This window comes from Kineococcus endophyticus (assembly GCF_040796495.1).
GTDB lineage: Bacteria > Actinomycetota > Actinomycetes > Actinomycetales > Kineococcaceae > Kineococcus > Kineococcus endophyticus.
This window is the reverse complement of the sequence record NZ_JBFNQN010000005.1, coordinates 98,316-111,110: the sequence shown is the minus strand read 5'-3', so window position 1 is coordinate 111,110 and position 12,795 is coordinate 98,316. Positions and strand designations below refer to the sequence as shown.

Below are 12,795 nucleotides of genomic sequence, written 5' to 3'. Positions count from 1 at the left end.
ACCGTACAGGAGCTGCTCAGCCTGTCCATCGAAACGCCACGCGGGTGGTGCGATCGTGACGAGATGGTGACTCCCTGAGGGTTTCGCGCGGTCACCTAGACTGGCCGGTGATGAGCACGACGACCGCCCCCGCCCAGCCGGACCCCCGGCGCACCTACCAGGTGCGCACGTTCGGCTGCCAGATGAACGTGCACGACTCCGAGCGCCTGTCGGGCCTGCTCGAGGACGCCGGGTACGTGCGCTTCGACGAGGCGGGTGGCGAGGGTCCGGTCGAGCCGGACGTCGTCGTCTTCAACACGTGCGCGGTGCGCGAGAACGCGGACAACAAGCTGTACGGCAACCTCGGCCACCTGGCGCCCGTCAAGGAGCGCCGGCCCGGGATGCAGATCGCCGTCGGTGGCTGCCTGGCGCAGAAGGACCGCGGCGAGATCGTCCGCAAGGCGCCCTGGGTCGACGTCGTCTTCGGCACCCACAACGTCGGGTCGCTGCCGGTGCTGCTGGAACGCGCGCGGCACAACGCCGAGGCGCAGGTCGAGATCCTGGAGTCCCTCGAGACCTTCCCGTCCACGCTGCCGACGCGCCGCGAGTCGCCCTACGCGGCCTGGGTCAGCATCTCGGTGGGCTGCAACAACACGTGCACGTTCTGCATCGTCCCCGCCCTGCGCGGCAAGGAGAAGGACCGCCGCCCCGGCGACGTGCTGGCCGAGGTGGAGGCCCTCGTCGGCGAGGGTGTCCTCGAGGTCACGCTCCTCGGGCAGAACGTCAACACCTACGGCGTCGAGTTCGGCGACAAGCTCGCGTTCGGCAAATTGCTGCGCGCGACGGGCGGCATCGCGGGACTGGAGCGCGTGCGCTTCACGAGCCCGCACCCCTCCAGCTTCACCGACGACGTCGTCGACGCCATGGCCGAGACGCCCAACGTCATGCCCAGCCTGCACATGCCGCTGCAGTCCGGCTCCGACCGCGTCCTGAAGGCCATGCGCCGCTCGTACCGGCAGTCGCGCTTCCTCGGCATCATCGACGGCGTCCGCGCGCGCATCCCCGACGCGGCGATCACGACGGACATCATCGTCGGCTTCCCGGGGGAGACGGACGAGGACTTCGAGCAGACGCTGCACGTCGTCGAGCAGGCGCGGTTCTCCAGCGCCTTCACGTTCCAGTACTCCCCGCGGCCCGGCACTCCCGCCGCGACGATGGGCGACCAGGTGCCCAAGCACGTCGTGCAGGAGCGCTACGTGCGCCTCACCGACCTGCAGGACCGGATCACGTACGAGGAGAACGTCGCCCAGACCGGCCGGACCCTCGAGGTCCTCGTCGCCGAGGGCGAGGGACGCAAGGACGCCGCGACGCAGCGCCTGTCCGGTCGTGCGCCCGACAACCGGCTCGTGCACTTCGCCGTCCCCGAGGGCACGTCCCTGCGTCCCGGTGACGTCGCGACGGTGACGATCACGCGTGGTGCCCCGCACTACCTCGAGGCCGACGACCTGTCGTCGTTCGCCGTGCGGCGCACCCGCGCCGGCGACGCCTGGGAGGCCCGCCAGGCGCGTCCGGAACCCGAGGTCGAGTCCGGACCGCGCCCGGTGGGCCTGGGCATGCCGTCCCTGCGGCCCGCCTGACCCGGCGTCCCGCCTGAGCTACTTCGACGGCGGGACCGACGGGTCCGGCACGGGGTCCGGGCCGGGCGTCGGGCCCGGGTCCGGCATCGGCGGCGAGCCGGGTTGACCCGGGGTGGGCACCGGGCTCGGCGGGGCCGGGACCGGGGGCGGAGTCGGGATGGTCATCGGAGCGGTCCTCTCATCGGGGTGCCGTCGGAGCTGACGCCACCGCGCATCCGGGTGCCGCCGCCCTCCATCGGGGACACCGGCGCCTGGTCGGCCGCGAGGTCGACCCCCTTGCGCGCCAGGTCGCTGACCTTGCCCACCGTGTCCGCGAACCGGCCGTCGGTGCGGGTGTTGACGAACTGGCCCGCCTTGCCGATGGCGCCGTCGGCGCGGCCGGAGTGCTCGGCGGCGAAGGAACCTGCCTTGCCGCGGGCCTGGTCGGCCAGGTGCAGGGCCTGGTCGGCGGCCTCGCCGATCTTGACCTTGAGGAAGTCGATGGTGCCCACGGGGTCTCCTCCTGCGTGCGGCTGGGGTGCACGGATCGTCTCCGATGCTCTGCCACCATGACGCCGTGGGCCAGTCGAACGTTCCTGTCGTGGCCGTCGTCGGCCCCACCGCGTCGGGCAAGTCCGACGTCGGGGTGGCCCTCAGCGGGCTGCTGGCCGAGCGCGCGGGCACGCCCGGGGAGGTCGTCAACGCCGACGCCCTGCAGTTCTACCGCGGCATGGACGTCGGCACGGCGAAGATCACCCCCGACGAGCGCCGGGGCGTGCCGCACCACCTCCTCGACGTCCTCGACGTCACGCAGACGGCCGAGGTCGCGACCTTCCAGTCCTGGGCCCACGCGGCGTTCGACGACGTCGGGGCCCGCGGCGGCGTGCCGGTGCTCGTCGGCGGCTCGGGCCTGTACGTGCGCGCGGCCCTCGACGACCTGCGCTTCCCCGGCAAGGACCCCGACGTCCGGGCGCGCTGGGAGGCCGAGCTGGACAGGGTGGGGCCGCAGGCGCTGCACGGCGTCCTGGCGGGACGGGACCCCGCCGCCGCAGCCGCGATCCTGCCGTCCAACGGGCGTCGCATCGTGCGGGCCCTGGAAGTCGGGGAGATCACCGGCGCCCCGTTCGCCGCGTCCCTGCCCGAGCAGACGTACCGCCGCCCCACCCTGCAGGTCGGCCTGGCGGTGCCGCGCGAGCAGCTCGTCGCCAGGATCGACGCCCGCGTCGACCGCATGTGGACGGCCGGCCTCGTCGAGGAGGTGCGCGCCCTGGAGGCGCGGGGGCTGCGGGAGGGCCGCACGGCCGGCCGGGCGCTCGGGTACGCGCAGGTCCTCGACGCCCTCGACGGCCGCACGACGCTGGAGGAGGCCCGCGAGCTGACCGCCCGCCTCACCCGCCGCTTCGCCCGCAAGCAGGACGCCTGGTTCCGCCGCGACCCCCGGGTGCACTGGCTGCCGGCGCCCGACGGCACCGACCCCGAGGACCTGGCGCGGCGGGTGCTGGAGCTGCTGCCCGTAGCATCGGCCGCGTGACCAGCGAGATCACCTTCACCAAGGGCCACGGCACCGAGAACGACTTCGTGCTGGTCGCGGACGCGGACGGCGCGTGGAACCCCGCCGCCGACGTCGTGGCGTGGCTGTGCGACCGCCGCGCGGGCCTCGGCGCCGACGGGCTCGTCCGCGCCGTGCGCACGGCCGCCGAACCCGCTGCGGCGCAGTGGGCCGGCGAGGCCGAGTGGTTCATGGACTACCGCAACGCCGACGGGTCGGTCGCCGAGATGTGCGGCAACGGCGTCCGCGTCTTCGCGGAGTTCCTCCTGCAGCAGGGGCTGCTCCCGGAGGCCGCCGCGGCGGGGGAGTGGTTCCCCGTCGCCACCCGGGCCGGGGTCAAGCGCCTGCGCCGCGAGGGCGAGGGCGCCTGGACCGCCGACATGGGGACGTGGCGGATGACCGGGGGCCAGCGCGCGCTGGCGGCGGGCTCCGACGCGCTCGTCCACGTCGAGGGGCTGGACGGCGTGGCCCGGCCCGCGCTGTCGTTCGACCTCGGCAACCCGCACACCGTCGTGGCCCTGCCCGACCGCACGGAGCTGGCCGCCGCCGACCTGACCCGCGCCCCCCGCGTCGAACCGGTGCCGCCGCAGGGCACCAACGTCGAGCTCGTCGTGCCCGTCGACACCATCGACCTCGACGGTGACGGGGACGCGGACATGGGCGACGTGTCCATGCGCGTCCACGAGCGGGGGTCGGGGGAGACGCGTTCGTGCGGCACCGGGGCCTGCGCCGCGGCGCTCGCGACGCGCGCGTGGGCCGGTGAGGGCGCCCCCGCCGTGTGGCGGGTCCGGGTGCCCGGCGGCCGGCTCGTCGTGACGGTCGGCGCCGGGTCGACGCTCACCGAGGGGACCGTCTGGTTGTCCGGACCCGCGCGCCTCGTCGCGACCGGGACCGTCAGCCTTCCCGGCTGACCGTCAGCACGCGGAACCCCTTCGACGTCGTCGCCCGCTCGGTCCGGGTCCCCGGCAGGACGCCGGAGGCCAGCCACGTCTGCAGCGAGTCCGCCCCCAGGTTCTTCTGCACCACCAGGTGGGCCCGGCCACCAGGCGCCAGGCGCGGCAACCACTGCAGCAGCAGGGCGTGCAGGGCCTCCTTGCCGATGCGGATGGGCGGGTTCGACCACACCTCCGCGAAGCGCAGCTGCGGGTCCACGGCCTCGGGCGGGCTCGCACGCACGTGGACGCCGAGCCGTTCGGCGTTGCGACGCACCAGGTCCAGGGCCCGCTCGTTGACGTCGACGGCGTGCACGACCTGCCGGGGACGCAGCAGTGCCAGGCTCAGCGCGACGGGGCCCCAGCCGCACCCGAGGTCGAGGACGTCGCCGGTCCGGTCGGCCGCCCCCGGGTCGTCCTCGAGCAGCGGCAGCAGGACGGCGGTGCCCTTGTCGAGCCGGTCCCCGCTGAACACCCCGCGCGCCGTCGTCACCGTGACGTCGCGGCCGGCGAGGCGGACGGTCAGCTCGCGGCGCTCGTCGGCCGTCGCGGGCCGGGCGGTGAAGTAGTGCTGGGGATCCGGCTGGGCGTCGGGCTGGGGCTCGGGCACGACGGGCAAGCGTAGGGCCGCCGGGCGGTGCGGCCGACCCGTGGCCGGGACACGTCGACGAAATAGCGTCGCCGTCCCGACCGTTGACTGAGACGCTGGGTGCAGCACGAAGGAGCACCAGCAGGACGACCGAGGAGGTCCATGAACCAGCGCCACGACTCCGCGACGGAGCAGTCGACGGAACCCACGACGATCCCCACCCACGACGGGCGCGCCCAGGAGTTCGACCGGGCCATCGCCCGGATCCTGCGCGGACACGGGGACTCGCAGACCGGGGTGGCGCAGGAGGTGCCCGAGGACAGCGCCGACGGTCACACCGCCTGGGACGGTCACACTGCCTTTGACGGCGACCAGCTCGACCTCGCCGACCGCCGCGCCCTGCGCCGCGCGGCCGGCCTGTCCACCGAGCTCGCCGACGTCACCGAGGTCGAGTACCGGCAGCTGCGACTGGAACGGGTCGTGCTGGCCGGGGTCTGGTCCAGCGCCGACTCCAACCGCGCCGAGGCCGAGGTCTCGCTGCAGGAGCTGTCGGCCCTCGCCGCCACGGCCGGCTCCGACGTCCTCGCCGGCGTCCTGCAGCGCCGGTCCACCCCCGACGTCGCGACGTACCTCGGCTCCGGCAAGGCCGAGGCGCTCGCCGAGCTCGTCGCCGCGGAGGGGGCCGACACCGTCGTCTGCGACGGGGAGCTGTCCGCCTCCCAGCGCCGCGGCTTGGAGGACATCGTCAAGGTGAAGGTCGTCGACCGGACGGCCGTCATCCTCGACATCTTCGCCCAGCACGCCAAGAGCCGGGAGGGCAAGGCGCAGGTCGAGCTCGCCCAGCTCGAGTACCTGCTCCCGCGCCTGCGCGGGTGGGGTGAGTCGATGTCCCGCCAGGCCGGTGGTCGCGTCGCCGGCGGTGCGGGGATCGGGTCCCGCGGTCCCGGTGAGACGAAGATCGAGCTGGACCGCCGGCGCATCCGCGGCCGGATGGCCAAGCTGCGCCGCGAGATCAAGGGCATGGGCACCGCCCGGGTCGAGAAGCGCTCGCTCCGGCACGCCCGGGCCGTTCCGTCCGTGTCCATCGCCGGGTACACCAACGCCGGCAAGAGCTCGCTGCTCAACCGGCTCACCGGTGCCGGGGTCCTCGTCGAGAACGCGCTGTTCGCGACGCTGGACCCGACGGTCCGGCGCGCGCAGACGCCCGAGGGACGGCCGTACACGCTGGCCGACACCGTCGGGTTCGTCCGCTCGTTGCCGCACCAGCTCGTCGAGGCGTTCCGCTCGACCCTGGAGGAGGTCGCCGAGTCCGACCTCGTCCTGCACGTGGTCGACGGGTCGCACGCCGACCCCGAGGGGCAGCTCGCCGCCGTCCGCGGCGTGCTGGCGGACCTCTACGTCGAGCGCGGCACGCCCGCGGTCCCCGAGCTCGTGGCGGTCAACAAGGCCGACGCCGCGGACCCGGAGGTCCTGGACCGTCTCCTGCGCAAGGAGCAGAACGCCGTCGCCGTGTCGGCGCGGACCGGGGCCGGGATCGAGGAGCTGCTGGCGCGCATCGCCGAGCAGCTCCCCGTGCCCGACGTCGAGCTCGAGGTGTGCGTGCCCTACGACCGGGGCGACCTGGTCCACCGGGTGCACACGACCGGGCAGGTCCTCGACGAGGAGCACACCGCCGACGGCACCCGGCTGCTGGCGCGGGTCAAGCCCCGCCTGGCGGCCGAGCTCGACCGGTACCGGTTGTCCCGGACCGCCTGAGCGGGCCCGCCCGCGGCACGACGCCGTCTCCACAGCCGTGGGGGCGGCGTCGTGCTGTGGACGGTGGTCGGCCGTGTCGCAGCCGCGGGGGAGGATGGGCCGGTGAGCACGACAGCCGGACCCCCCACCCCCGTCGACGAGGACCCCGAGGCCGGGGAACGGCAGGACGTCGACGGTCCGGAGGCCGCCGCCCTGCTCGACCAGGTGGTCACGGCCCTCGGCGGCCAGCGGCGCGAGGGCCAGGTGCGGATGGCCGAGGCCGTCACGGACGCGATCCGCACCCGCCGCCACCTCCTCGTCCAGGCGGGCACCGGCACGGGCAAGTCGATGGCCTACCTCGTGCCCTCGGTCGCGCACGCCGTGCACACCGACCGCCGGGTCGTCGTCACCACGGCGACGCTGGCCCTGCAGGCGCAGGTCGTCGAGCGCGACCTGCCCCGCCTGGCGCAGGCCATCGCCCCGGCGCTGCACCGCGAGCCGACGTGGGAGCTGCTCAAGGGCCGCGCGAACTACCTCTGCCGCAACAAGCTCGACGGCGGCTTCCCCAGCGACGAGGGGGCGTTGTTCGACGTCGCCGCCCCGACCGGCGAGGGCCCTGGGGACACGGGGCGGCTGGGGCGCGAGGTCGTCCGGCTGCGCGAGTGGGCGGCCACGACGTCGACCGGTGACCGGGACGACCTCGACCCGGGCGTCAGCGACCGCGCCTGGCGCCAGGTGTCGGTGTCGGCCCGCGAGTGCCTCGGGGCCCAGCGCTGCCCCGTGGCCGCGGAGTGTTGGTCGGAGCAGGTGCGCGCCCGCGCCCGCCAGGTCGACGTCGTCGTCACCAACCACGCCATGACGGCCATCGACGCCATGGAGAACAGCGGGCTGCTGCTGCCCGAGCACGACGTCCTCGTCGTCGACGAGGCGCACGAGCTCGCCGACCGCGTGACGGCCGTCGCCACGGCCGAGCTGTCCGCCTCGGTGCTGCACGCCGCCTCCCGCCGCCTGCGGCGCAGCGCGGGCATCGTCTCCGAGGCCCTCGACGACGCCTCCGTCGCGTTGGAGGCCGCCCTGGACGACGCCCCGCCCGGACGTCTCGACCGGTGGCCGGACGCGCTGGCCGACGCCGTCGTCGCCGTCCGCGACGCGGCCCGCCAGGCGCTGACCGACCTCAAGGACGCCTCCGAGGGCGCGGGCAAGGAGGAGGACCCGGAGTCCCGCGGCGCCCGGCACCTGGCGCGCGCCGCGGTGCAGGAGGTCTTCTCCGTGGCCGAGCGCCTGGCCGCCGACGTGGGCCGGGGCGCGCAGGACAGCTTCGACGTCGCCTGGGTGACCGCCGGCTTCGGCCCCGCCTCCCGAGCCCCCTCCCTGCACATCGCCCCGCTGTCCGTCGCCGGGCTGCTGCGCGAGCGGCTCTTCACCGAGCGCACCGTCGTGGCCACCTCGGCCACGCTGACGCTCGGAGGTTCCTTCGACCCCGTCGCCGGCGCCTTCGGCCTCAAGGGCCCGAAGGGGTCGGGGACGCCGTGGACGGGCGTCGACGTGGGCAGCCCCTTCGACTACCCCCGCCAGGGGATCCTCTACGTCGCCCGCCACCTGCCCCCGCCGGGACGCGCGGGGGCGCGCGAGGCGGCCCTCGACGAGCTCGCCGCGCTCGTCGAGGCCGCCGGCGGCCGGACGCTGGGGCTGTTCTCCTCCCGCCGGGCGGCGGAGGAGGCCGCCGAGGCGCTGCGCGGCCGGCTCTCCACCCCCGTGCTCTGCCAGGGCGACGACCGGCTGCCCAAGCTCGTCCGGGACTTCACCGACGACCCCGCGACGTCCCTGTTCGGGACGCTGTCCCTGTGGCAGGGCGTCGACGTGCCGGGGGACAGCTGCTCCCTCGTCGTCATCGACCGCATCCCCTTCCCGCGCCCGGACGACCCGCTGATGTCGGCCCGGTCGCGGGCCGTGGACGCCGCGGGCGGCAACGGGTTCCTCACCGTTTCGGTCTCCCACGCCGCCGTCCGCCTCGCCCAGGGGGCGGGCCGGCTCATCCGGGCCACGGGGGACAAGGGGGTCGTCGCGGTGCTCGACTCCCGCCTGGCCACCGCCCGGTACGGGGGGTTCCTGCGCGAGTCCCTGCCGGACTTCTGGCCCACGACGTCCACGGACACGGTCCTGGCCTCGTTGCGGAGGCTGAGCGGGTGACGAGAACCCCGACCCCTGGCGCCGGGACGGGCGCTCCGTGGCATCCTCGGGGGGTGGCCACCGTCGGCTTCCTCCACTCCGCGCACGCGCACGTGCGCACCTTCAGCGATCTCCTGGCCGAGCGTGACGACACCGTCACCGGCCAGCACCTCGTCGACACCGGGCTGCTGACCGCAGCCCGCTCGCACGGCGTCGACAGCGTGCGTCCGGCGCTCGCGGACCGGCTGCGCCGGCTCGTGGCCGAGGGCGCCGACGTCGTCGTGTGCACGTGCTCCACGCTCGGCCCGACCGCCAAGCAGGTCGGCGCCGAGATGGGGCTGCGCGTCGTGCGCGTCGACCGTCCGATGGCCGAGGCCGCCGTGCTCGCCGGGCGGCGCGTCGCGGTCGTGGCCTCCCTGGACGAGGCCGCCGCCACCCTCATGCCGCTGCTGCACGAGTGCGCGGCGACCACGGGGCGCGCGGTGGAGTTCGTCGAGGTGCGCTGCACGGACACCTGGTCGGCCTTCGAGGCCGGCGACCTCCTGACCTACACCACGGGGGTCGCCGACGCCGTGCGCCGAGCGGTCCTGCCGCTCGACCCGCCCGTGGACGTCGTCGTGCTGGCGCAGGCGAGCATGCTCGACGCGGCGCCCCTGCTGCGCGACCTGCACGTTCCCGTGCTCACCTCGCCGCGGCTGGCGATCGAGGCGGCGGTCGAGCTGGTCCAGCCCGTCCGCTGACCCCGCCGGGCACGGTGCCCGGCGGGACCGGGGACGTCAGAGGCTGCGCAGGACCGCGGTGACCTTGCCGAGGACCGTCGCCTCGTCGCCGTCGATGGGCTCGAAGAGCGGGTTGCGGGGCAGCAGCTTGACGTGACCGTCCTTGCGCTGGAACACCTTCACGGTGGCCTCGCCGTCGATCATGGCGGCGACGACGTCACCGTTGTCGGCCGTGGGCTGCTGGCGCACGACGACCCAGTCGCCGTCGCAGATGGCGGCGTCGATCATCGACTCCCCGACGACCCGGAGCATGAAGTGCTCACCCGCACCGATGAGCTGCGCGGGCAGGGGGAACACCTCCTCGACGAGCTCCTCGGCGAGGATGGGGCCACCGGCGGCGATGCGTCCCACGAGCGGCACGTACGTCGGCGTGGGACGGCCGTCGTCGGCGGTGCCCTCCACCCCGGAGATGAGCCCCCAGCCGAACTGCGGGGCGGGCGTCACGACCTCGAGGGTGCGCGGACGTCGCGGGTCCTTGCGCAGGTACCCCATCTTCTCGAGCGTCTTCACCTGGTGGGCCACGCTGCTCGGGCTCGTGAGCCCGACGGCCTGACCGATCTCGCGCATGCTCGGCGGGTACCCGCGCGACTCCACGCACTCCTTGATGGCGTGCAGCACGCGCCGCTGGCGGTTCGTCAGGCCGTCGCGGACCACGGGGGCGTCCGGGAACTCGTGGACCGTCCCGAGGGTGTCGGCGTCCTCGCCCGCTGCGTCCGTCGTTCCGTCCAGCGCGTCGGCCACGTCCTGCTCCTGTCTGCGGTTCGCCCGGACCGGAGGTGCTCCGGTGGCCGCCACGGTAGCCAGCGCGCCCGCGATGATCAAACAGGTGTTCGAACCGGCGTGTCGCCCGTCCTCGCGCGAACCCCGTCGCGTCCCTGTCGCGGGCCTGTTGCGGGCCTGTCGCAGGCCCCTGCCGGTGCCTAGGGTCGGAGCATGTGCCGGAACATCCGCCAGTTGCACAACTTCGCTCCGCCCGCCACGTCGGAGGAGGTGCAGGCCGCCGCCCTGCAGTACGTCCGCAAGGTCGCCGGGACCACCCGCCCGTCGGCGCGCAACCAGGAGGCCTTCGACCGGGCCGTGGCGGCCGTCGCGCACGCGACCGCCCACCTGCTCGACGACCTCGTGACGAGCGCCCCGCCCAAGGACCGCGAGGTCGAGGCGGCCCGGGCGCGCGAACGGGCGGCCAAGCGCTACGCGTCCTGAGAGGCGGTCCTTCGAGCGTCCTCGCAGGTCAGGCCGTCTGTCGGAGGTCGGTGGCAACGTCTGTCGGCGTCACCCCCTCGCCCGTCCCGGGCTCCGGGGGTTGCGCTCCACCGTTCGAACGGTGGTAGAACAGACGTGCCCGGTCGAACACCCGTTCGAGCAGGCGCCCCCGAGATGGAGGTCCACGCTCGTGAGCACCACCGCCCTCGCCCCGTCCTTCGCGGCCCCCGCGCCGTTCGCCGGCGGCGCCCGTCCGGCCCGCCGTCCCCGGCCCGTCCGCCGTCCGCGCTGCGCCCGCCCCGTCGTCGAGCGTCCCGCCGAGCGCGCGACCGCCCGCCGCCCGCTCCGGCTGACCCGTCGCGGTCGCCTGCTCGTCACGTGCACCGCCGCCACGGCGCTGACCAGTGCCGTCGTCGCCGTCACCGGCGCGTTCACGGGGGCGTCGGCCGGGGTCGACCGGGCCCCGGCTCCGGTCGTCGTCACGGTCGCCCCCGGCCAGACGCTCTCCTCGATCGCGACGCAGTGGGCGCCGACGGAGGACTGGCGCGAGGTGGCCGGCGACATCGTCGACCTCAACGGCCTGCCCTCCATGACGCTGGAGGCGGGGCAGCGCCTCACGATGCCGAGCCGGCCCGACCGGCACTGACGTGGAGCCCCCGGTGCCCACCCCGCGCCAGGACGGCTGTGTTGCTGTGAGCGCCCGCCGCGACGTACGGTCGAGGCTGGGCCACAGGACTCGAACGGTCGCGGGGGAGGAAGTCGGGGTGCACTGTCCGTTCTGCCGGCACGAGGACTCTCGTGTCGTGGACTCCCGCACGACCGACGACGGCACCTCCATCCGTCGTCGTCGCCAGTGCCCGAACTGCTCCAAGCGGTTCACGACGGTCGAGACGGCGAGCCTGACCGTGGTCAAGCGCTCCGGCGCCCCCGAACCCTTCAGCCGGGCGAAGATCGCCTCCGGCGTCCGCAAGGCCTGTCAGGGCCGGCCGGTGAGCGAGGACGACATCGCGCTCCTGGCCCACCGCGTCGAGGAGGCCGTCCGGGCCCAGGGGGCCGCCGAGATCGACGCCCACCAGGTGGGGCTGGCGACGCTGCCCTTCCTGCAGGAGCTCGACGAGGTCGCCTACCTGCGCTTCGCGTCCGTCTACCAGGCCTTCGACTCCCTGGCCGACTTCGAGAAGGCCATCGACCGGCTGCGGTCCGAGCGCGAGGCGGGGCTGCGGGCCGTCGCGCAGGACGACGCGAGCCCCGTGCCCACCGCCGGCTGATCGGGCCACCGCGGCGCACCCCTGTGCGCAGTGCCGTCCTGCCTGCGGCGATGATGGGCGGATGCTCGATCCGGCGTCCCTCTACTCCTACGAGGGTGAGCGCCCCGCCCTCGTCGAACCCCCTCTGGTCGTGGCGCTGTCGGGCTTCATCGACGCCGGCGCCGCCGTCCGGCAGACCGTCGAGCACCTGCTGGCCACGTGCCGGCACGAGGTGGTCGCGACCTTCGACGTCGACCAGCTCCACGACTACCGGGCGCGCCGCCCCACGATGACCTTCGGCGGCCAGAACTGGCTCGACGTCGAACCGCCCCGGCTGCGCCTGCTGAGGGTCTTCGACGAGGAGGGGTCCTCGCTGCTCATGCTGTCCGGCCCCGAGCCGGACGTGCAGTGGGAACGGTTCTGCGCCGCGGTCTGGCGCATCGTCGACGAGCTGGGCGTCGGCCTGGTCACGGTCCTGTCCGCCGCCCCCACCGCGGTCCCGCACACGCGCCCGTCCGGGGTCACGGCCAGCGCGAGCCGTCCCGAGCTCCTCGAGGGGTACCGGACTTGGGACGTCGAGGCCCAGGTGCCCGGCCACGCGTCCGCGCTGCTGCACCTGCGCGGAGCGCAGGCCGGGCGCGACGTCATCTCCGTCCTCGCCCACGTCCCCCACTACCTCGCCGGCAGCGACTACCCCGACGCCGCGGCCGTCCTGGTCCGCACGCTGTCCGGGGCCACGGGCGTCGCCGTCGACGTCACGGCGCTGCAGGAGGCCGCGGCGGTCACCCGCGTCGAGGTCGACCGGCAGGTGTCCGAGTCGCCCGAGGCGGCGTCGGTCGTGACCGCGCTGGAGGAGCAGTACGACGCCTCCGGGGACGAGGGGCGCGGGACGAGCGCCGCGAGTGCGTTCCTGCCCACGGCCGACGAGATCGCCGAGGAGTTCGAGCGGTTCCTGGCCAAGCGCGACGAGGACTCCGGGCCGGAGTGAGCCGCCCGGG

The 12,795-nt window shown here is 74.8% G+C and carries 13 protein-coding genes; 10 read left to right on the top strand and 3 right to left on the bottom strand.

Translation table 11 applies throughout. From position 1 onward, the window contains the following. Positions 1-110 precede the first annotated feature (110 nt). Positions 111-1,616, top strand: a complete 1,506-nt coding sequence (gene miaB / locus AB1207_RS08330; protein ID WP_367637551.1) for a tRNA (N6-isopentenyl adenosine(37)-C2)-methylthiotransferase MiaB — start codon at positions 111-113, stop codon at positions 1,614-1,616. Between the two features lie 161 nt (positions 1,617-1,777). Here miaB and AB1207_RS08325 read toward each other — a convergent pair whose 3' ends face one another. Beyond that, positions 1,778-2,107 carry an Rv0909 family putative TA system antitoxin gene (locus AB1207_RS08325; protein WP_367637550.1) on the bottom strand — a complete coding sequence of 110 codons (330 nt, stop codon included), beginning with the start codon at positions 2,105-2,107 and terminating at the stop codon, positions 1,778-1,780. 44 nt (positions 2,108-2,151) lie between these two features. On the opposite strand from AB1207_RS08325, the gene miaA reads away from it, so the two are divergent. Together miaA and dapF are read left to right on the top strand one after the other, a co-directional pair. Further along, positions 2,152-3,126 (top strand): tRNA (adenosine(37)-N6)-dimethylallyltransferase MiaA, encoded by a 975-nt coding sequence (miaA, locus tag AB1207_RS08320; RefSeq protein WP_367637549.1) that lies wholly within the window; start codon positions 2,152-2,154, stop codon positions 3,124-3,126. After that, on the top strand, positions 3,123-4,055 hold the full coding sequence (dapF, locus tag AB1207_RS08315; RefSeq protein WP_367637547.1) for a diaminopimelate epimerase: 933 nt from the start codon (positions 3,123-3,125) through the stop codon (positions 4,053-4,055). The genes miaA and dapF overlap by 4 nt, the downstream gene beginning before the upstream one ends. On the opposite strand, the gene AB1207_RS08310 is transcribed toward dapF, so the two are convergent. After that, complete coding sequence (locus AB1207_RS08310; protein ID WP_367637545.1) at positions 4,039-4,686, bottom strand: class I SAM-dependent methyltransferase; 648 nt, start codon at positions 4,684-4,686, stop codon at positions 4,039-4,041. The two genes, dapF and AB1207_RS08310, sit on opposite strands and share 17 nt — an antisense overlap. 141 nt (positions 4,687-4,827) lie before the next feature. On the opposite strand from AB1207_RS08310, the gene hflX reads away from it, so the two are divergent. The 3 genes from hflX to AB1207_RS08295 all read left to right on the top strand — a co-directional run bounded on the left by hflX (position 4,828) and on the right by AB1207_RS08295 (position 9,308). Beyond that, complete coding sequence (hflX, locus tag AB1207_RS08305; RefSeq protein WP_367637543.1) at positions 4,828-6,420, top strand: GTPase HflX; 1,593 nt, start codon at positions 4,828-4,830, stop codon at positions 6,418-6,420. 102 nt (positions 6,421-6,522) lie between these two features. After that, the gene (locus AB1207_RS08300; RefSeq protein ID WP_437178888.1) at positions 6,523-8,589 is read left to right on the top strand and encodes an ATP-dependent DNA helicase; all 2,067 of its coding nucleotides are present in this window, start codon (positions 6,523-6,525) and stop codon (positions 8,587-8,589) included. Between the two features lie 53 nt (positions 8,590-8,642). Beyond that, complete coding sequence (locus AB1207_RS08295) at positions 8,643-9,308, top strand: aspartate/glutamate racemase family protein (RefSeq protein ID WP_367637542.1); 666 nt, start codon at positions 8,643-8,645, stop codon at positions 9,306-9,308. A gap of 36 nt (positions 9,309-9,344) precedes the next feature. On the opposite strand, the gene lexA is transcribed toward AB1207_RS08295, so the two are convergent. Beyond that, the gene (gene lexA / locus AB1207_RS08290; protein ID WP_437178887.1) at positions 9,345-10,088 is read right to left on the bottom strand and encodes a transcriptional repressor LexA; all 744 of its coding nucleotides are present in this window, start codon (positions 10,086-10,088) and stop codon (positions 9,345-9,347) included. Between the two features lie 192 nt (positions 10,089-10,280). Between lexA and AB1207_RS08285 the strand changes: the two genes are divergently transcribed. The 4 genes from AB1207_RS08285 (at position 10,281) to AB1207_RS08270 (ending at position 12,785) form a co-directional block, all read left to right on the top strand. Then, entirely contained in the window at positions 10,281-10,550 is a 270-nt protein-coding gene (locus AB1207_RS08285; RefSeq protein WP_367637541.1) for a DUF2277 domain-containing protein, read from the top strand. A gap of 190 nt (positions 10,551-10,740) precedes the next feature. After that, on the top strand, positions 10,741-11,196 hold the full coding sequence (locus tag AB1207_RS08280; RefSeq protein ID WP_367637539.1) for a LysM peptidoglycan-binding domain-containing protein: 456 nt from the start codon (positions 10,741-10,743) through the stop codon (positions 11,194-11,196). 118 nt (positions 11,197-11,314) lie between these two features. Beyond that, complete coding sequence (gene nrdR / locus AB1207_RS08275) at positions 11,315-11,818, top strand: transcriptional regulator NrdR (RefSeq protein WP_367637538.1); 504 nt, start codon at positions 11,315-11,317, stop codon at positions 11,816-11,818. 61 nt (positions 11,819-11,879) lie between these two features. Beyond that, positions 11,880-12,785 (top strand): proteasome assembly chaperone family protein, encoded by a 906-nt coding sequence (locus AB1207_RS08270; protein WP_367637537.1) that lies wholly within the window; start codon positions 11,880-11,882, stop codon positions 12,783-12,785. Positions 12,786-12,795: the final 10 nt, after the last annotated feature.